This is a genomic window from Microbacterium lacus, assembly GCF_044794305.1.
In the GTDB taxonomy this organism is placed as follows: Bacteria; Actinomycetota; Actinomycetes; order Actinomycetales; family Microbacteriaceae; genus Microbacterium; species Microbacterium lacus_B.
The window spans coordinates 3151032-3170798 of sequence record NZ_CP084996.1 but is presented as its reverse complement, the minus strand read 5'-3'; the positions used below and the strand labels follow the sequence as shown (position 1 = coordinate 3170798).

At 66.9% G+C, this 19767-nt stretch carries 15 protein-coding genes and 1 pseudogene; 6 read left to right on the top strand and 10 right to left on the bottom strand.

Going from position 1 to position 19767, the window contains the following annotated elements; genetic code table 11:
- The first annotated feature begins 4 nt into the window (after positions 1-4).
- The 4 genes and pseudogenes from nagA (at position 5) to LG299_RS14900 (ending at position 5055) form a co-directional block, all read left to right on the top strand.
- On the top strand, positions 5-1165 hold the full coding sequence (gene nagA, locus LG299_RS14915; protein ID WP_404431603.1) for an N-acetylglucosamine-6-phosphate deacetylase: 1161 nt from the start codon (positions 5-7) through the stop codon (positions 1163-1165).
- 401 nt (positions 1166-1566) lie between these two features.
- Positions 1567-3225, top strand: a complete 1659-nt coding sequence (locus LG299_RS14910; protein WP_404431601.1) for a sigma-70 family RNA polymerase sigma factor — start codon at positions 1567-1569, stop codon at positions 3223-3225.
- Positions 3226-3275: 50 nt separating this feature from the next.
- Positions 3276-3668, top strand: coding sequence for a YrdB family protein (locus tag LG299_RS14905; RefSeq protein WP_404431599.1), 393 nt, complete (start codon positions 3276-3278; stop codon positions 3666-3668).
- A pseudogene (locus tag LG299_RS14900) lies at positions 3665-5055 on the top strand (FAD-binding oxidoreductase). The gene LG299_RS14905 and the pseudogene LG299_RS14900 overlap by 4 nt, the downstream one beginning before the upstream one ends.
- Positions 5056-5068: 13 nt before the next feature.
- Here the strand turns inward: LG299_RS14900 and LG299_RS14895 are convergent.
- From LG299_RS14895 to LG299_RS14865, 7 genes are all read right to left on the bottom strand, one after another.
- Positions 5069-5731: a hypothetical protein gene (locus LG299_RS14895; protein ID WP_404431597.1), complete on the bottom strand. Its 663-nt coding sequence runs from the start codon at positions 5729-5731 to the stop codon at positions 5069-5071.
- A gap of 27 nt (positions 5732-5758) precedes the next feature.
- Entirely contained in the window at positions 5759-6538 is a 780-nt protein-coding gene (locus LG299_RS14890; RefSeq protein WP_404431595.1) for a glucosamine-6-phosphate deaminase, read from the bottom strand.
- The gene (locus LG299_RS14885; protein ID WP_404431593.1) at positions 6531-7472 is read right to left on the bottom strand and encodes an ROK family protein; all 942 of its coding nucleotides are present in this window, start codon (positions 7470-7472) and stop codon (positions 6531-6533) included. The genes LG299_RS14890 and LG299_RS14885 overlap by 8 nt, the downstream gene beginning before the upstream one ends.
- Positions 7473-7515: 43 nt before the next feature.
- The gene (locus LG299_RS14880) at positions 7516-8487 is read right to left on the bottom strand and encodes a carbohydrate ABC transporter permease (protein WP_404431591.1); all 972 of its coding nucleotides are present in this window, start codon (positions 8485-8487) and stop codon (positions 7516-7518) included.
- On the bottom strand, positions 8484-9461 hold the full coding sequence (locus tag LG299_RS14875; protein WP_404431589.1) for a carbohydrate ABC transporter permease: 978 nt from the start codon (positions 9459-9461) through the stop codon (positions 8484-8486). The genes LG299_RS14880 and LG299_RS14875 overlap by 4 nt, the downstream gene beginning before the upstream one ends.
- Before the next feature lie 227 nt (positions 9462-9688).
- On the bottom strand, positions 9689-10975 hold the full coding sequence (locus LG299_RS14870; RefSeq protein WP_404431587.1) for an extracellular solute-binding protein: 1287 nt from the start codon (positions 10973-10975) through the stop codon (positions 9689-9691).
- 98 nt (positions 10976-11073) lie between these two features.
- Entirely contained in the window at positions 11074-12273 is a 1200-nt protein-coding gene (locus tag LG299_RS14865) for an ROK family protein (protein ID WP_404431585.1), read from the bottom strand.
- Between the two features lie 203 nt (positions 12274-12476).
- On the opposite strand from LG299_RS14865, the gene LG299_RS14860 reads away from it, so the two are divergent.
- A complete protein-coding gene (locus LG299_RS14860) occupies positions 12477-13973 on the top strand; it encodes a L,D-transpeptidase family protein (RefSeq protein WP_404431583.1) in 1497 nt (498 codons plus the stop codon).
- A 22-nt stretch (positions 13974-13995) separates the two neighbouring features.
- On the opposite strand, the gene LG299_RS14855 is transcribed toward LG299_RS14860, so the two are convergent.
- Genes LG299_RS14855 through LG299_RS14845 form a run of 3 tightly spaced genes read right to left on the bottom strand, consistent with a single transcriptional unit; the run spans position 13996 to position 18144 of the window.
- Entirely contained in the window at positions 13996-14961 is a 966-nt protein-coding gene (locus LG299_RS14855) for an acetylxylan esterase (protein ID WP_404431581.1), read from the bottom strand.
- Between the two features lies 1 nt (position 14962).
- On the bottom strand, positions 14963-17122 hold the full coding sequence (locus tag LG299_RS14850) for an alpha-galactosidase (protein WP_404431579.1): 2160 nt from the start codon (positions 17120-17122) through the stop codon (positions 14963-14965).
- Positions 17119-18144, bottom strand: a complete 1026-nt coding sequence (locus tag LG299_RS14845; RefSeq protein WP_404431577.1) for a LacI family DNA-binding transcriptional regulator — start codon at positions 18142-18144, stop codon at positions 17119-17121. The genes LG299_RS14850 and LG299_RS14845 overlap by 4 nt, the downstream gene beginning before the upstream one ends.
- Positions 18145-18436: 292 nt before the next feature.
- Between LG299_RS14845 and LG299_RS14840 the strand changes: the two genes are divergently transcribed.
- On the top strand, positions 18437-19756 hold the full coding sequence (locus LG299_RS14840; protein WP_404431575.1) for an ABC transporter substrate-binding protein: 1320 nt from the start codon (positions 18437-18439) through the stop codon (positions 19754-19756).
- The last annotated feature ends 11 nt before the right edge of the window (positions 19757-19767 follow it).

Here is a 19767-nt window from a genome sequence, read left to right as displayed (position 1 = left end):
ACCTGTGACCACCATCATTCACTCGGTGCGCCTTGTCGACAGCGGCATACTGACCGATGATGCGTGGATCAGCTTCGAGGGCACTCGCGTCGCGGGGACCGGCACGGGAGACGCCTGGAGAGCGCTGAGCAATCGCGGCGACACCGTGATCGACGGCACCGAGATCGCGGGCGACGGAGCACTTCTCACGCCCGGTTTCATCGACCTGCACGGGCACGGCGGCGGCGGCTTCGCCTACGACGACGGCCCGGCGGCCATCCGGGCGGCTCGCCGCCTCCACCTCTCACACGGGACGACACGTGCCGTGATCTCTCTGGTCACCGCCCCGCTCGAGACCCTCGAGCGCCGCGCAGCCATGGTGGCAGACCTGACTGCGACCGACACCGACGTTCTCGGTTCACACCTGGAAGGGCCGTTCCTCGACCCGGCGCACAAGGGCGCGCACGACGAGGCGTTGCTGCGGCATCCGGAACCTGCCGCCGTGGCACGATTGCTCGCAGCCGGACGCGGAACGATCCGCCAGGTGACACTCGCCCCTGAACTCCCCGGCGGACTTGAGGCGATCTCAGCGATTGTCGACGCTGGCGCGGTTGCCGCGGTCGGCCACACCGGTGCGACGACGGATGCTGCCACCGCCGCCTTCGACGCGGGAGCGACGATGCTCACCCACGCCTTCAACGCCATGCCGGGTTTGCACCATCGCGAGCCTGGGCCTGTCGGTGCGGCCCTTCGCGACGAGCGAGTCGTGCTCGAAGTCATCGCCGACGGTGTTCACCTGCACCCCGATGTCGTGCGGATCGTCTTCGACGCAGCACCCGGGCGCGTGGCCCTGGTCACCGACGCGATGGCGGCCGCGGGCGCACATGACGGCCACTACGACCTGGGCAGTCTCACCGTGCAGGTGCAGGACGGCGTCGCACGCCTCGCGGGAGGCGGTGCGATTGCGGGGTCGACTGTGACGCAGGATACTGCGTTGCGCTTCGTCGTGTCGACCGGGGTGTCGCTCGAGGCCGCGGTGCTGGCCCTGACCTCTACCCCCGCACGAGCGATCGGCCGCAATGACCTGGGGCGCCTCGAACCCGACTTCCGTGCCGATGCCGTGCTTCTCTCGCGCGACCTCGAGGTCTGCGCCGTGTGGACCGACGGCGAATCTGTCCAGGCCTGACGAGAGGTGGTCGCTGCATCCCCCGATGCAGCGACCACCCGTCCCCGGAAGTGGTGGGATTCGTCAGGACCCTCCCCCGAGATTCCCGACGAACCCCACTCCTCGCGACCCGGACGTCTCCGCCCCCCAGTCGCTTCGCGTTCGAATCCGCCCCCACGGGAGCCCGAACAACGTTTCTCACTGATGAGACGACCCGGTGCTCGATCTATTACGCGGGTTTGCAGAATCTTTTTGACGAGTTTTCGCGGGCGCGGTTTTTTCACCCGCGCATGCCGGGTCCGAGGCATCCGCTGGTCAAACTGAACGGATGCCGAGAGAATGGGTCTCGCGCGTAATGAAACCCCGGATCGCGCATCTCTTGGGTGAAGGCACTCTCTGCTCGTCAGCCCACAAGGAGACTCATGACGACGAACGACGCAGCAGCCAGCACGACCGAGCTCGGCGACGCCGACCTCGTGCTGCGCACGCGTTCGGGCGATACCGCGGCGTTCGGCGAACTCTGGGTCCGCCACTACCGCTCGGGCATCACCGTGGCCCGTTCGGTCACCTCGACTCTCGACCCCGACGACCTGGTGCAAGAGTCGTATACCCGCATCTACCAGTCGATCCTGAAGGGCGGCGGGCCTACCGGATCGTTCCGTGCGTACCTGTTCACCAGCATCCGCAATACGGCCGCGGGGTGGGGCCGCTCGCGCCGCGAGACGGCCATTGATGAGCTCGACGCGATGGAGGATCCGACGACGACAGAGGGAGCGACCGCCGAAGCGCTCGACCGCGGACTGACACACCAGGCGTTCCGGAGCCTCCCGACACGGTGGCAAGAAGTGCTGTGGTACTCCGAGATCGAACAGATGAAGCCCGCCGAGATCGCCCCCCTGCTCGGGATGAAGGCCACGGCGGTCGCCCAACTCGCCTTCCGCGCCCGCGAAGGCCTTCGCGAAGCGTGGATTCAGGCGCACGTGCGCTCGGTCGAAGACGGCTCGGACTGCCAGTGGACGATCGAACGCCTCGGCGCTTACGCCCGCGGCAACCTCGGGCGGCGTGATCACGCCAAGCTCGAAAGTCACCTCGAGGACTGCGCGCGCTGCACGATCGTGGCGAGCGAGGCCAAAGAGGTTTCGCATCGGCTGGCGCTGGTGCTCCTGCCTTTGACGATCGGCGTGGCCGGAGCCGGCACCTACCTGGCGAGCCTGCAGGGTGGTGCGACAGCCGGCATGGCACTCGCAGCGATGCCGTCCGGCGTCGTCGAAGGTGCGGTCGCTGTCGGTTCGGGTGCCGGAGCGGCAGGTCTCGTCGGTGCGTCTGGCGCCTCGGGAGCGGCCAGCGGCGCGAGCGCCGGAAGCTCCGGGGGTGGCCTCGGGGGAACGGCAGTGACCATCGGGCTGGTAGCTGCCGGTGCCCTGGTGGTTGGCGGGATCTTCGCCGCCGCGCTGGTTCTCCCCAGCCTTTCGGAACCGGCAACCGACGCAGCCGGTTCGTCCGAGGTGCTCCCACCTCCCGAATTGGTAACGGAGGCTCCTGCGGTCGCCCTGCAGAGGCCCGAGACGATCCTCGATCCCGTCACCGAGCCCTCAGATGAACTCGCGCCGCCGACGGTCAGCGATCCGGTGACGCCGCCGACGGCGCCCGTGCCGACCCCTCTCTCGCCAGCGCCGCCGGCGAGCTCTGTCGATCCGGTAGTCACGCCCACCGATCCGGTCGAACCCGTTGATCCGGTCGAACCTGTCGAGCCCGTTGATCCGGTTGATCCCGCCCCTCCGACGGACCCGGTGCTCCCCGCGGGCACCCCCGGCATCCTGAGTATCGTCGCCTCCTCGACTGGTCACCAGTTCCAGCAGTCGTTCTCGGTCGGTCTGAGCGGCCCCGCAGGCGCAACGGTGGAGGTCGCCGTGCGCGGCGCGGTGATCGGGAGTGTGGTGCTGGATGCCTCGGGCCACGGAACGCTGACCTTCGTCCCGCGAATCTCTGACGTGGCGAGCAACCAAGCCGCCGAGGTGCGGTTCGTCGCGGGCGGTCAGACCGGAACTCCCGTGACGCTGAACCTGCGCGACCTGCTCTGACGAGCGGCGCCCGCGGCGAGGGCTGCGGAGGGCGGCCGTAGAATGGACGCATGTCGGACACCCCCTGGGTGAGGCCCGAAAAGCCCGCTGAACCCACCCCCGGAATGCGCGCGCCGCTGAGCGCGATCGACCTGCTCGCCTTCCTCTGCGAGATGTTCGCGTTCGCGACGCTGGCGATCTGGGGCTTCGCCACCTGGCCGTTCCCCTGGAACATCGTCGTCGGCATCGGCGCCCCCGTGATCGCCATCCTGCTGTGGGCGCTGTTCGTCTCACCGCGCGCCGTCCTGGCGGTGCACCCCTTCGTGCGCGCGATCGTCGAACTGCTGGTCTACGTCTCGGCCACGATCGCCTGGTGGAGCCTCGGCTTCACGTGGGTCGGGCTCATCTTCGGCATCATTGCGGTGACCGTGGGCGTCATCGCGGGTCGGCGCCGCTTCGCGTGACCTCCCAAGCCGAGGTCGTAGCGCGACTGTGCGCACAACTCGGTGAGCGCGTCGACGCGACACCGGCAGCCCTGCAGACTGCGCGTGCCGACAAGTCGGGGCACGCCGCATCCGGAACCCCGCTCGCGGTCGTGCATGCGGCTTCCATCGACGACGTCCAAAGAGTTCTCCGCATCGCGTACGAGACCGGCACCACGTCGTCACCCGAGGCGCCGGCACGGGCCTGGCTGGCGGCGCGAACGCGGGGTCGGGCGAGATTGCACTTTCGGTGCGCAGCATGGACCGCATTCTCGAGTTGCGCCCGGACGATCTTCTCGCCGTCGTCGAACCGGGGATCATCAACGCCGACCTCAACGCCGCGCTCGCCGAGCATGGTCTATGGTGGGCGCCCGACCCGGCGAGTCGGGCGATCTCGACCGTCGGCGGTAACATCGCCACCGGCGCCGGCGGTCTGTTGTGCGCAAAGTACGGGGTCGTTCGCGACGCCGTACTGGGCGTCGATGTCGTCCTCGCCGACGGTCGGCTCATGCGGTTCGGCCACCGCACCGTCAAAGGCGTGACCGGGCTCGATCTGACGTCGCTCATGATCGGGTCCGAGGGCACGCTCGGGGTCATCGTGGGCGCAACCCTGAAGCTCCGAAGGTTCGTGCCCGGCGAGATGTGCACGATCGTCGCAACCTTTGCTTCTGTGCGGGGTGCGGCCGCAGCATCCGCCGCCGTCACCGCCGCAGGCGTGCAGCCCGCGATTATGGAATTGATGGATGCTGCGTCACTCACAGCAGTTCATGCCTTGCTGGGAATGAACCGTCCACTTCCCGGTGCGGCACAGCTGACGATCCAGACCGACGGGGTCGCCGCCGAGGCCGAGGCAGAAGCGATCGCCGCGATTCTCGAAGCGAACGGCGGAGCGGTCGTGCTCTCGAGTGACCGAGCCGAAGGCGAACGGTTGCTCGCCGTGCGGCGGTCGATGCATCCGGCAATGGAGTCGCTGGGCACGGCTCTGATCGAGGATGTCTCAGTGCCGCGCAGCATGATGGCCGCGATGTTCGATGAGATCGCGCGGATCGAGCGAGAGCACGGGATGGTGATTCCGACGGTCGCGCACGCCGGCGACGGCAACCTGCACCCCAACTTCATCTTCGAAGGCGAGCCCGACGAGCACGGCGTCGTCGAGGCGCCGCCCGAGGTGTGGGCTGCGGCCGACGAATTGTTTCGCGCGGCCCTGCGCCTCGGCGGAACCCTCACCGGCGAGCACGGCATCGGCGTGCTCAAGCGCCGCTGGCTCGCCGACGAGCTCGGCGACGATCAGTGGCAGCTCCAGCGCGATATCGCCCGGGTGTTCGACCCGAAGAGCATTCTCAACCGCGGCAAGGTCTTCACTCCGTAGTCGAGGCCGTGGGTTAGTTCGTGGAGGACGGCGGGTAGACCTGCACCGGCCGCGACGGCGCGTCTGAGACCTTCCGCGGAGCGAGCACGATCGCCAGCACCCCCACCGCTACGAGCGCTGCAGTCGAGATCAGCGTCATCAGCCCGAACAAGGGCACGAGAACCTGTTGCCCGGCCGTGGGCGCCGCCATACCTACGAGCTGAAGCACCACGTACATCGCGCTCACAGCACACACAGCGATCAGGGGAGCCCAGCGCAAGCGCCCGGTGACGGCACCAGCGCGCGCGATCACAACGCCCGCGATCACCAAGGCCGTGCCGGGAACGAGAAGCTGAACCACGGCGAGGGTCTGCACTCCAAGCGTCGGGCCCGTCACCGTCGGTAACACCGCCCACACCATCTGAAAGACGACGGGCGCGACACCCGCGACAACGAGGGCGACAACACCGACTCGGTTGCGTGCAACCACACTCCCCGCACCGCGGATTCCGAAGGCGAAGATCACCATCGCCGCGCACCAAGCAACGTCGCTCATGACCCCGGTGAAGAAGATTCCTGGGCCGAGGTTCGTGACGATCAGCGGGATCAGTGCAACGACGATGAGCAGCGAGCCACCGATGATCCATGCGCGCCGCGCATCTTCGGAGCGGATCGGCCGGGGGGAGGCATCCATCATGATCCCGACCCTATCGAACGGTAAACGCTACAGACCCTGCCATTCGGGCTTGTTCGCAAGCGCGTACCGGTAATAGTCGGCGCCCTTCAGAGTGGATGCCGCGGCCTCGTCGACGACAACGGTGACGTGGGGGTGCAACTGGATCGCCGACGCCGGAAGCCATGCGGTCAGTGGACCCTCGATCGCCGCTGCGACCGCCTCGGCCTTGCCCGCACCGAAAGCGAGCAGCACCAGGTGGCGTGCGCGAAGAATGGTTCCGAGGCCCTGAGTGATGCAGTGCCGGGGAACGTCGTCGATCGTGTCGAAGAATCGGGCGTTGTCGCTGCGCGTCTGTTCGGTGAGCGTCTTCACGCGCGTGAGCGACGCGAACGAGGACCCCGGCTCGTTGAATCCGATGTGCCCGTCGGTGCCGATGCCGAGGATCTGCAGATCGACGCCCCCCGCCGCCGCGATGGCAGCTTCGTAATCGGCACCGGCGTGCTCGATACCCGCGAGCGACCCGTCCGGCACCCGCACGAGATCAGGATTGAACCCGAGGGGTTCCACGACCTCGCGATGAATCACCGCACGGTACGACTCCGGATGCCCCGGCTCGATGCCGACGTACTCGTCGAGCGCGAACCCGCGGACGCGGGAAACGTCGACTCCGGCAAGCCGCGAACGCAGCGCCTCGTAGACGGGGACTGGGGTGGAGCCGGTCGCCAATCCCAGCACTGTGTCGGGGTTGGTGAAGATCAGTCGGGCGATCTCGTCGGCCACGACACTGCCCGCGTCGGCAGGCGTCGAGACGATCACGACCTCAGCCATGGGTCAGGGCTCCGCGTTCTTCAGAGTGGGCGGTTGAGCCGATGAGCGCGGCACCGAGTGCGGCGGCCGGCGAGCCCGGAGGAAGCAGTTCGACGCGCTCCTGCAGTCGCAGCGAGCGCATGAAGGGCGACGTCGCCGCGCTCGCGGCGAGCTCGGCATTCACATCGGCCATCAGTCGATCGCTGAGCGCCGTGATTCCCCCGCCCAAGACGACCGAATCCACATCGACCGTGAGGACGAGCACGCGCACCGCCGCCGCAACTCCGCGTGCTAGGCCCGTGCGGATCTCGAGGGCGACGGGGTTACCCGCATCGGCCGCATCGAAGAGGTCGCGGACAGGGAATGCACCGGGGTGACCCCATCGCTCGGCGATGGCTCCCCCACCCGAGAACGCCTCGATGCAGCCGCGCTGCCCGCAGCGACAGACGGGACCATTCGGGTCGACGGACACGTGGCCGATCTCGCCCGCCGTTCCTCGCGCACCGCGCCACAGCACGCCGTCAGCGACGATGCCCGCGGCGATGCCGGTGCCGAGGTTGAGGTACGCCATCGAGCCCGCCCGCCCTGCGGCACTCCGCAGCGCGTACGCGCCGAGGGCCGCCGCCTTGACGTCGTTCTCCACGCGTACGGGCACGCCGAGCGAGGGCCCGACGGCGGCGCTCAGGTCGAGTTCATCGACACCGAGGTTCACCGCGTGAACGACGCGCGCCGTGCCCGGCTCAACCTGACCCGGAATTCCGATGCCCACCGAGTCGATCGCCGAGATGTCAGCACGGCCGTCGCTCCCGAGGGCTGCGACCGCATCGATGACCGTGCGTACGACCCCCTCGGGTCCCCAGCCGGTGGCCAACCGCACACGCGCGGTCACCGAACCCGACTCGTCGACGGCGACGGCATCTGTCTTGGTTCCGCCGACATCGAGCCCGACCCTCATCGGCCGTCCTCCCCACGGGAGGCGGCAGCATCCTGCTCGAACATCAGCCCTTGACCGCCCCAGAGACCAGTCCGCCCGTCATACGACCCTGGACGATGAGGAAGAAGATCACGACGGGGAGCGCAATGAGGGTCGAACCCGCCATGACGGCGCCCCAGTTCACCGCCCCGCCGACAGAAGAGGACTGGAAAGCGTTGAGCCACGGCATGAGCGTCAAGTTGTACCCGCTCATGAGCAGCAATGCCATCGTGAACTCGTTCCACGCCTGGATGAAGGCGAAGATGCCGGTCGCAACGAGGCCCGGTGCGAGCAGCGGGAAGGTCACCTTCCAGAACGCCTGCGACTTCGTGCACCCGTCGATCATCGCGGCTTCTTCCAGATCGGCGGGGACACCTGCGACGAAGCCGCGGAGCGTCCAGATCGTGAAGGGGATCACCGCAGCGGTATATACGATGCCCAAGCCCAACATGGTGTTGATCAGGCGCCAGTCATCGAGCATGCCGTAGATGGTGAACATCATCGCTTCGCCGGGAATCATCTGCACGATGAGCACCGAGACGATGAAGGTGCGACGACCCTTGAACTTGATGCGCGCGAGCGCGACCGAGGCGAGAAAGGCGACCAGGAGTGTGGCAACCAGCACGCCGGCGGTGACCGTGACAGTCGTGCCGAGTGCGTGCGAGAAGTCCGTCTGCCCCTGAGCTGCCTCGCGGTTCCATGCCGTCACGTAGTTGCTGAAGGTGAGGTTCGTCGGGAAGAAGCTCGGCGTGCGGCTGATGATCTCGGGGTTGGGGGTAAGCGAGAGGTTCACCATCCAGTACACCGGGAAGATCGACATCGCGAAGACGATCGCGGCGGTGATGTTGAGCATCGTGCGGGTCGCGACGCGCCGTGCCGACGGACGACGTGCGTCGATCGAGCCGCGCTTCGGGCGCTTGGCGTTGCCGACCTCGCCGATGACCTCGTCGACGCCGACCGTCGTGAGCTGCGTTCCGACGCTGACCTGAGTGCTCACAGTTCCTCCTCCTTGAGCGTGGTCCGCACGTATCCCCATGAGAGGGCGAGCAACAGGATCACCATGAACACACCGATCGCAGCCGTGCTGCCGAACTCACCGACACCCTGCCGAAAGAGGTAGGTGCCGAGCACGTTCGTCTCAGACACCAGTCCGCCCCTGCTCTGCAGCGCGTAGACCTGGGTGAAGATGCGCAGGTTCCAGATGATCTGGAGCACGAGCACAACGGTCAGGATGCTGCGGATGTACGGAAACACCACCTGCCAAAAACGCTTCCATCCGGTGGAGCCGTCGAGCGCGGCGGCCTCGAGCACTTCTCCCGGCACCTGCCCGAGACCGGCAAACGTGGTGAAGGCGACGAACGGGATGCCCTGCCACACGACGATGATCGTGAGCACGAAGTAGAACGACCAGGGGTTGAGCAGCCACGAGTGGTTGGTCCAGTTCTCGGTGCCGGTGATGGTGTTCAGCGCCCAGTTGACGACGCCGTACTGGGTGTCGAAGATCCAGCCCCACACGACCGTCGCCGTCAGAGGCGGCATTGCCCAGGCCAGGAGCAGCCCGACGGAGACGACGATGCGCCATGCGCGGCTGAGTCGCGTCATGAGGATCGCGATCAGCACGCCGAAGGTGATGATGAGCGCCGTGAGCACGACCATCAGTCCGAGGCTGCGCATGAGGACGGCCGGGAAATCAGACTCGGAGAAGAGTGCGATGTAGTTGTCGAAGCCGATGAAGTTGGGAAGGGTGCCTTGCACCTTGTTCTTGACGGTGTAGTCGGTGAACGACTGAATCACCATCAGGACCGACGGGTAGCCGACCATGATGCCGAGGATGATCAGTGCGGGGGTCAACAGACCCCAGGCTCCTCGAGCATCGCGTCGGGCACGGAGCTTCTCGCGTGAGACGGGCGGGCGGGGTGCGTTTTCGCGACGGGCTCCGGATGCCGGGACCGCGGTGGCTGTTTCGCTCATGTCGTCTCCTCTCTGCGGATTGGGGGGATTAGCGGGTATGCGGGACGGCACGGCGAACCGTGCTGCGTTTCGGGGGATGCGGAGTGATCGGACCGGTCTCCGGGCCAGGCGCAGGGTGCGGCTGTGGGCCGCGACCTGAGTCTGGCCGAGCGATCGGTCCCGGGGAAGACCCGGGGTGTGGTGCGGGGTCTCGGCTCGGAAAGACCGAGACCCCGCACCACGGATGACTAGCCGTTGAGGATGTCCTCGATGGCGGCGTCGAGTTCTTCGGCGATGACCTTGATGTCGCCACCCTGAGCGATCTTGACGAGCGCGTCGGGGATGACCTGCGCTGCCTCGACCTCAGCCCAGTTGGGGCTGGTGGGGGTGAACTTCGAGTTGGCGAGGGCCTCGGCCTGCGCCTTCGCGATGGCGGTGTCGGGCAGCGCGGACGCGGCCGACTTGATGCCCGGGGTCAGACCCTGCTCGGCGAGCAGCTCCTGGTAGCCGGTCGAGAGCATGATCGTCAGAGCAGCCTTGGCCATCTCGGGCGAGTCACTCTTGGTCGCGACGGCGACGTTGGAGCCACCAGCGAAGATCGGAGCAGTCTCACCGGCGGTCAGGCCGGGAAGAGCGAATGCGCCGAGGTCGCTACCGAAGGTCTCTGGGCAGCCGTTGCTGACCTCTTCACCCGCGGCCTCGTCACCCCAGGGCCATGCACCCGTGATGTTGCCGGCAGCCCACGCGGGGCTCGAAAGGAAGCCGACCTCGCCTGCGCAGAAGTCGATGTTTCCGAGGCGCTCGTTGCCGTCGACCGGAGCGACCGAGGCGTTCAGGTAGACCTGCTGGAGAAGCGCGAGACCCTCCTGGCTCTCGTCGCTCGAGAACTGAGCGTCCCACTCATCGCCGTCCTCGACAGCGATCTCGCCGCCGAACGTCCAGATGTAGGGAAGAGCGTTGTACCAGTCTTTGCCGGGCGCGTAGATGCCCGAGACCGTGTCGGTCTTGAGCGCCTCGCCCGCCGCGACGTACTCCTCGAGGGTCTCGGGGAGAGTGTCGCCGACGATCTGCGGCGTGTAGAAGACGATGCGGCCACCGGCGTAGTACGGAGCGGCGTAGAGCGCGCCATCGTAGGTGCCGGCATCCACGAGACCCGACAACAGGTCGTCGCCGCCGAGGTCTTCCTTGATGTCGGTGATGTCCAGGAACAGACCCGCGTCGGCGAAGCCGAGCGCCTGGGTGTTGCCGACCTCGACGACGTCGGGCGCGTCGTTGGACGACAGTGCCGCGGTGTAGGTGTCGGAGACGTCGGCCCAGGTCTTCTCCTCGACTGTGAGGGTCCAGCCGTCGTTCTCGGACTCGAAGGTCTCCTTCAGGTAGTCGCGCGCCGTCTGGGGTGTGTCGGCACCAACGAGCCAGACCGTCAGGTCGCCGGTCTCTGCCTCGGCGGGCGTCGAACCGTTGCCTCCGGCGCAACCGGCCAGCACGATCGCGGAAGCGCCGACGAGCGCGAGTGCTCCGAGCTTCTTGTTCATGGGTTTTTCCTTTTGTGTGTGTTTCTTGGTGAATCCGGGAGGCCGGGTGACCTATCCGAGGGGGTTCTTTTCTTCTCGGGTGGAAACGCAGGCGGTGTCTACGACACCCCGAGTTGACCCGAGAGGACCATGACGGCGGCTCCACGAAGGACGATGTCTTCGCCTTGCTCCGTCATCCGTACGCGCACGCCATCGTGGAACTGAGCGAGTGTGCGTGCACGGAGCGTCTCGACGGTCGCTTGCGCGAGTGCTCCGTCGAGAAGTTCAGGGGGGCCGGAGAGCACGATCTCCGACAGGTCGAGTGCGCCGACCACGGGCGCGAGGGCGATTCCGAGGCGCTCGCCGGCATCGCGAAGGATTCCGTCACGTTCGGCGGGGGTGGATGCCGCGGCCAGCCGTGTTGTGAGCGACGGGACCGACAGCCAGGCCTCGAGGCATCCGACCTTTCCGCATACGCACACAGGGCCACCGTCGGTGCCCACCGTGACGTGGCCGATCTCGCCGGCCGCGTAGCGGCTGCCGCGCATGGGCTGGCCCGAGGTGAGCAAGCCCGAACCGACACCGCGGCCGACCTTGACGAGGACGACATCGTCGGGTGCTCCCCCGAACGTGTACTCGGCGAGGACGGCGGCGTTGGCGTCGTTGGCGACGAGCACCGGAAGCCCCAGGGCGTTGCGCAACGCTCCTTCGAGGTCGAAGCCCGCCCACCCGAAGTTCGGCGCGGTGAGGATCACACCGCGGTCATCGACCACACCGGGCGTGCCGACGCCGATTCCGAGTACGGGCGCGTGCGATTCTGCGACGAGTTCCCGGGCGAGTTCGACCACGGTCGACACGACATCTCCGGCGATCGGCATGGCGACATCTCGGCGAACGACGATGTCGCCGTCGAGGGTCAGTACCGCTCCGATGATGCGGTCGGTCCCCGAGAGGTCGATGCCGACGATGCGGTGACCCGCACGATCGAGGTCGACGAGCATGGCGGGCTTTCCCGGACCGGCTGCTTCACGCACGCCCATCTCTGCGACGAAGCCGTCGGTGATGAGTTCAGCGACCAGATCAGAGATCGTCACCCGGGTGAGGCCGGTCTCCCGGGCGAGGTCTGCCCGGCTCATTGCGCCCTGGTGGAAGAGGTTCTGCAACACGAGCGAACGGTTGTGACCGCGAGCGTGCTCCGGCAGCACTTTCGCTCCCTGACGCAACGCGCGGCCCGGGCCGAACGCTTTCGCGCCGGCGGATGCTGCGTGGTGCGCGGGCTCGAGAGTGGAGGAGCCGCGATGCACTTCCGATGTGGACATGTTTGTTAGTAGACCTTACGAACAAACAATTCGCAAGAGTTTGAGGGAGGTTTGCTCGGGGTGTTTACAAAATCGTTACATTCGACTCCCGGGGGTCTGCTCGACCCTCACACAGCAGGAAGTGTCGTGATTCATCCGTTGTCCGCGCCGCGTCGCGCGTCCCTTACCATAGAAGGACGTGTATAGAGCCGGGGGGTGATGGCATGACCGATGTGGCCACCAGGCCCGGCGCCGAAGAGGCGCCGATCGATGATGCCACGCGTGCGCTCGACGCAGACGGCGAACGAGTCGATGCCGACGCGACCACGCAGAACCTCGAGTGGGCTCCCGCTGATCCCCCGCGCCGCAAGCGACACTGGGGCCTCTGGCTCGGTATCCCCGCGGCGATCGTTGCAGTGAGCCTTGTCGCATCCTCCCTCATCCTCATCGCACCCGGCACCTCCGTCGCAAGCGTCCCCGTCGGTGGACTCACGCCCGGCGCTGCAGCAGACGCCCTGGCCGAGCGACTCGCCGCCACAACCGTCGTGCTGACGAGCGCAGACGGCTCCCCCGAAGTCTCTGCCACCGACCTCGGCGCGACGCTCGACGCGCGCGCCCTGGCCGAGCGCGCACACGCCGAGCACCCGATGTGGAACGTCTCGACCTGGAACGGCGACCCGTCCACCGCTGCCGTGCGGATCGACGCCGAGGCCGCCACCGCTGCGTTGCGCGATGCCGCCCCCACACTTTTCGTCGACCCCGTCGACGCAACGATCGCCTTCGATGCAACGACGGCGGGCTTCGCGGCCACCCCCGATGTGCCGGGTAGCGGTGTGAGCGTCGAAGCCGTCCGCCTCGCACTCCAATCCGCACTCGTCAGCGGTGAGACGCGTGTCGAGATCGACACCGCCGCAGCCGTCGCTATCCCCGCTGTCACCTCCACGGCATCGGCCGAGGCGCAGGTAGCCAGCCTCAACACGATGCTCGACACCGCGGGCTTCTACGTGGGCGAGGAGCGCACCGTCCCAATCGATCGGGCGGTCGCAGCATCCTGGATCACCGTCGCACCCGCCGGTGACGGCACGTTCGCGATCACCGCCGACCCCGCGGCAATCCAGCCTGTCGTCGACGGCCTTGCTCCGCTCGTCAACCGTGCCGCTGCCGACGGCAAGGTCATCACCGATTCGGGCGGACGCGTGTTGCGCGAAGACGCGCCGGGCATCTCGGGCCGCGAACTCGGCGACACCTCGACCGTTGCGTCGGATTTCGCCACTCAGCTCTCGACCACGGGCAACGGTTCGTTTGCTCTGCCGGTGAACGAGGTCGCTCCCGTGATCGTCTCCGTCGCTCGGCGCATCGAGGTCGACCTCGGCGCCCAGCGCACGTATCTGTTCGAGAACGGCAACGTCGTCCAGAGCTACGCGATCTCTTCCGGTCTCGCAGGCACCCCCACTCCGACCGGCAACTTCCGGGTATTCGCGCACACCCGCATTCAGGACCTGGGGGCGCTGTGCTACAACCCGGAGGCGGTCAACAGCTACTGCACCGAGGACGTCCCGTGGCTCACGTGGTTCGCGCCCGACATCGCCTTCCACGGAGCGTACTGGCACAATAACTTCGGCAACCGCATGAGCCACGGCTGCGTGAACATGCCGATCAACGTCGCCAAGTTCGTCTACGACTGGTCGCCCCAGGGCACCGAAGTCTGGGTGCACTCGTAACGAGTGTCCCCTGCGCGTGGGATCAGACGCGCTCGGCGACGAAAGCCGCCTGAACCTGCCACTGGTAGGTCTGCCCACCCTCGTGCTCGTTGAAAGGGTAGACCTCGATCTGCTTCTCGCCGGCGTAGTGGTTGAACGCTGCATAGACGGTCGACGGCGGGCAGATCGGGTCGAGCAGTCCCACCGAGAACAGCGCCGGGGCGCTCGCGCGCATGGCGAAGGCGACCCCGTCGAAATACGACAGCGTCCGGAAGACGTGCTCGTCGGCACCGCGGTGAATCGAGAGATATCGGACGATCTCGTTGTACGGGTCGCGGTCGTTCATTCCGACCGCTCGCGCGAAGTGGCAGAGGAATGGAACGTCGGGCAGCACCGCCACCAATCCCTCTGTCAGCCCCGCAACCGCAAGTGTGATTCCGCCGCCTTGACTGCCGCCGCACACGGTCACACGGTCGGGATCGACTCGGTCGAGTGTGCGCATCGCATCGACCGCCCGCACCGCGTCGGTGTACACCCGGCGGTAGTAATACGCCTGGGGGTCTTCGATGCCTCGGGTCATGAATCCCGAGAACGATGGGCCGGTGCCGTGCGGGTCGGGAGTTCCTCCGCCTGTCCCCCACGCCGACCCCTGGCCGCGAGTGTCCATGAAGAGGTACGCGTAACCGGAGGAGACCCAGCCGAGGCGCTCTTCGGGCAGCCCACGGCCACCGCCGTAGCCGTTGTACTCCACGACAGCCGGGAGGCGGCCCTCCGTGCCGGCGGGAAGCAAGAGCCACGCCTTGATCGGGTCGCCGGCGAATCCGGCGAAGGTCACGTCGTACACCTCTACGGTGGTCAACGGACTCTCGACCCGAGAAAGGGTTACGGCTGAGGCGTAGGCCCGCGCAGCGCTCAGCGTCGACCGCCAGAACTCGTCGAAGTCGTCGGGCACCGTGATCTCGGGGCGGTATCGGCGCAGCTCGTCCAGCGGAAGATCGAATCGGGCCATGTCAGAGCACCTCCAGGTCGAGGACGAAGGCCTGCACCGGCCAGAGCGTGGGCAGCTGCAGACCCACGCGCTCGAGGACTGCCCCGGATAGCGTGATCTCACCGCTGACGAACCACTCCGGAGCGATCCAGCCGTACTTCGCTGCGCCGATCTCGCGCCGCACCCGCACGCGATAGGTCCTTAGGGGTTGCAGCCCCGGGATGCGCAGTCGCTCGGCGCGGGCGTCCTCGAGGCTCGCGACGGTTGCGGCGATCACCACAGCTCGGCGCGCGTCCGGCGCGACGAATCCGGTCACCCGCCACGCGGGATCCCGCAGCTCAGGGTGCACCACGGTGCCACCGTGGACAACGGGCCGAAGTTCGCGGTAGAGGTCGGCGAACCTCCGCAGGACGTCCACCTCGTCGTCGGTGCACTGCAGGATGTCCCACTCGAACCCCGCGGACCCCAGCAGGCTCGTGGCCATCCGGTAGCTCAGATCGGTCACCCTGCCCGAACTGTGCGACTCTGTCGGACCGACGTGCGCGCCCATCAGTTCTGGCGGAAGAAGCAACCCTGTCCAGCGCTGGATGTCTTGGCGCTCGACCGGGTCGTTCGAGTCGCTCGCCCAGACGCGGTCGCAGACCTCCATGATGCCGAGGTCGGTGCGCGCGCCCCCGCTCGAGCAGGACTCGATCTCGAGCCCGGGATGCGCGGACTTCAGGTCGGCGATGAGCCGGTAGACCGCACGCATCTGCGCGTGGGTTCCAGGGCGACCCGCGTGCACGCTCTCGGTGAGATCGCGGTTGTGGTCCCACTTGATGAAGTCGATGCCGAGTTCGCCGATGAGCGCATCCATCTGCCCCCGCACATGCCGGTAGGCGTCGGGGTTCGCAAGATCGATCACGTACTGCGTGCGCCACGACAGGGCAGGGTCGTGCTCGAGGTGCCCCGGATCGTGCAGAAGCCAGTCGGGGTGGGCGCGGGCTGTCTCGGAGTCGGCACTGATCATCTCGGGTTCGAACCACAACCCGAACTCCATGCCGAGATCGTGCACCTTCGCGGCCAACGGACCGAGACCAGCGGGCCAGACCGCGGGGTCGACCACCCAATCCCCCAGGCTCGTCGTATCGTCACGCCGTCCGAGGAACCATCCGTCGTCGAGCACGAACCGCTCGATTCCGATCGCCGCCGCGCGTTCGGCGAGCGCTTCGATCGTCGCCGGATCGTGGTCGAAGTACACCGCCTCCCAGGTGTTGAGAGTGAGGGGACGAGGAGTGTGCGGATGCTGCGGCCGCTGCCGCATCCAGGTGTGGAGGCTCCCCGCCATGGCATCGAACCCCGCAGGTGCCCAGACGAAGGCCGCGCGCGGCGCGCGGTAGGCCTGCCCTGCACGCAGGACCATCTCGCCCGGGCGGAGGAGCTCGCCCGCGCCGATCAGTGTGACCGCGTCGGTGATGTGGTCGAGGCGATAGGTGGCGTCCGAAGACCACGCGAGGTGGGTGGCCCAGAGGGAACCCGAGCGCCATCGCGGTTCGTCCACCGAGGCGATGAAGAACACCGGCGTGTCATGGCCGGGGCGACCTCGACGCGATTGACGGACGGTCGAACCCGCCGGCATTCCGGTCGTGACGGGCCGCTTCTCGCGAGTCCACCGGCCATCGAAGGTCGTGAGGTGGGTTGTGCTGGTGGGCACAGGCAGCGTCGCCTCGAGCCAGTCGATCTCGTAGGTGGCAGCATCCGCGCTCTCGTCGTCCCCGACGGAGAGACCGACATCGACCCAGACGACTCCGCCCGCTTCGATCGAGACGTTCCATTCCAGACGCAGGGCGGATGCGGCGTCCTCCGCAGTGACCCGGCACCGTGCACCGTCGTCCGTCGCGTCGACGGACGCGGCCGCACCGTGCCACCGACAGTGATGCAGAACGCCGTCACGCCTGACCTGAAGACCCGGACGACCGGTCCAGCCGTCGCCCTCCTGGGGAAGGACGGAGAGTTGCCATGCGGCATCGAGGGTGCCCGGCGCGGCCTGGCGGCTCACCGCCTCGGACACGCGCGAGAGCTCATGGGCCGGAAGGTCACCGAGCGCTTCACCCCAGTGCAAGACGCGAGGCAGGCCGCCACCGCGGGCGTCGATCACCATGCTCACACCGTGGGCCTGGACGTGAAGGACCTCGTCTGTCATTTGTCATCTCCTGTTCGGGGGGCGCGCTCCCCCGTGCCGCGCTCGATGATCCAGGTCGGAAGCTCGACCTGGCGGGTGAAGCCGGAGGGGTCGCCGATGCGCTCGATCGCCGCGCGCGCGGCGCGCCTGCCCAACTCGAGCGGGTCGTAGCTGATGACCGTCACGCCGATGACGTCTGCGGTGTCGAAGTCGTCGAACCCGACCAGGGCGATCTCGCCGGAAGGGTCGCGATCACGCAAGATCCGCAGTGCCCCGATCGTCATGCGGTTGTTGCCGGTGATCAACGCCGTGGGGGCATCGTCGCTCGAGAGCAAGTCCTCCACGACAGTGTCGGGGCGGACTTCGAGGTCGTCGAGAAGCCGCTCCCAGCGTGACGAGTCATGAATTCCGTAGGCCGCCAGCGCGTCGCGGTACCCACGCAGGCGCTCGGCTTGGGTATAGACCGATGCCGGATTGCAGACGTAGCCGATCCGACGATGCCCTAGCGCGAGCAGGCGGGTCGTCGCGTCGAACACCCCGCGGTGATTCTCGAGCACGATCGAATCGGCGACGAGATTGCGTGCAGGACGGTCGATCGCGATGACCGGCGTCCCCAGTTGGCGTTCTCCCTCGAGGTACGACTGATCTTCGGCCACCGGAATCAGCAACAGCGCACCGATCCGCTGGGCGAGCAGAGCGTCGGCGACGAGCTCTTCACCCTCGGGGGTGTCATCGGTCGTCGCGACCACGAGCGCGTAACCGTGCGCAGACAGCTCTTTCTCGATCCCCGCCGCGACCTTGTAGTAGAACGGGTTGCCGAGCTCGCCCATGATGAAGCCGATCGTGTGAGTGGACCCGCCGCGACGAAGGCTGCGAGCGAGGGTGTTCGGGCGGAAGCGCAGTCGCTTCGCCGCCGCGAGAACGCGCTCGACCGTTTCAGGAGCGACAAGCTCTCGGCTCGCGAAGACGCGAGAGACCGTCTTGGAACTCACCCCGGCGAGTCGGGCGACGTCTTCGAGCGTCGCGCGCTGTTGAACCGTCATCGGTTCACCTTTCCTCTGAACGGGGCCAGCCTAGCACCGCATCGAACCAATGACCACGAAGGACATTTTACAGACATTGATCGTCCACAATCTGCATTGCTGTTCTTAAATGTCCTGATCAGTAGCTATTTCTGGACACGATGGTTCTTCCGGACAAAGCCAGACAGCGTTGTCATCAGAGGCTTGCCAAGGGGGAGCGCATGTGCGTAATCTGGCCCCGCGACACACCCACGCGAAGATGCGGTGGCCTCCGCATCCGTAGTTCAAAGCTGAACATCAAGGAGACATTCACATGGCAAGGAAGACACTGGCGGGCATCACGACGCTCGCTGTTGCCGCCGTCGCGATCAGCGGCTGCGCGGGCACGGGCGGCGGCACAGACAACGCCGACAACACCATCGACGGCGAGGTAGCGGGCGAGATCACGGTCATGACCTGGCGCACGGACCTCATCGCCGACGGCACGTTCGACAAGTACGCCGAAGAGTTCACCGCGGAGCACCCCGACGTGACGGTCACTTTCGAGGGCATCACCGACTACGCCGGCGAAATGCAGACACGCATGAGCACGACGAACTACGGCGATGTGCTGGGCATCCCGACGATCTCGCCCAACCAGTACGACCAATTCCTCGAGCCCCTCGGCGCAACTGCGGACTTCGAAGGCACCTACCGGTTCCTGCCCGCAGCCAGCTACGACGGCACGCAGTATGGCATCGCCTTCGGCGGGAACGCCAACGGCGTCGTCTACAACAAGCTGGTCTTCGAAGAGGCGGGCGTCACCGACCTTCCCACCACAGAAGAAGAGTGGATCGCCGCTCTGCAGCTGGTCGCCGATAACACCGCGGCGATCCCGCTGTACACGAACTACAAGGACGGCTGGCCGCTCACGCAGAGCTTCGGCAACCTCGGCGTCGTGACCAACGACCCCGACGCTCCGATCACGATGGCAGAAGACCCGGCGCCGTGGACCGAAGGCACCGACCAGTACGCGATCGACTCGCTCCTGTACGAATCGGTGGCCGCTGGCCTCACCGAGCCCGACCCTCTGACGACCAACTGGGAGCAGTCCAAGGTCGACCTCGGCACGGGAAAGATCGCAGCCATGACCCTCGGCTCATGGGCGATCTCGCAGATGCAGGCCGCTGCCGAAGACAACGGCGCCTCGGCCGACGACATCGGATTCATGGCCTTCCCCGCAAACGTCGACGGAACCCAGTACGCCGTCATCGGCGGCGACTACAACCTCGCCGTCAGCAAGCACTCCGAGTCGAAGGCGGCCGCCTGGGCCTGGATCCAGTGGGTCGTAGAAAACTCGGGATACACCGAATCGCAGGGCATGATCTCACCGGTCATCGACAAGGAGCTGCCGACCAACCTGCAGGGCTTCACCGACGCAGGAGTCGAACTCATGGAGATCAACCCCGCTCCGGCCGGAAAGGAAGGCCTGATCAACGACATCGCCAACGATTCGCAGATCGACCTCTACGGTCCGCTCTACCGCCAGAAGCTCGTCGACATCGCCCGCGGTGCCGCCGATGGCGACAAGGCGAGCTACTTCACCGAGCTCAACGAGCGCTGGGGTGCGTCGGTCGAGAACCTCGCAGGCTGAGCCTCACCAGT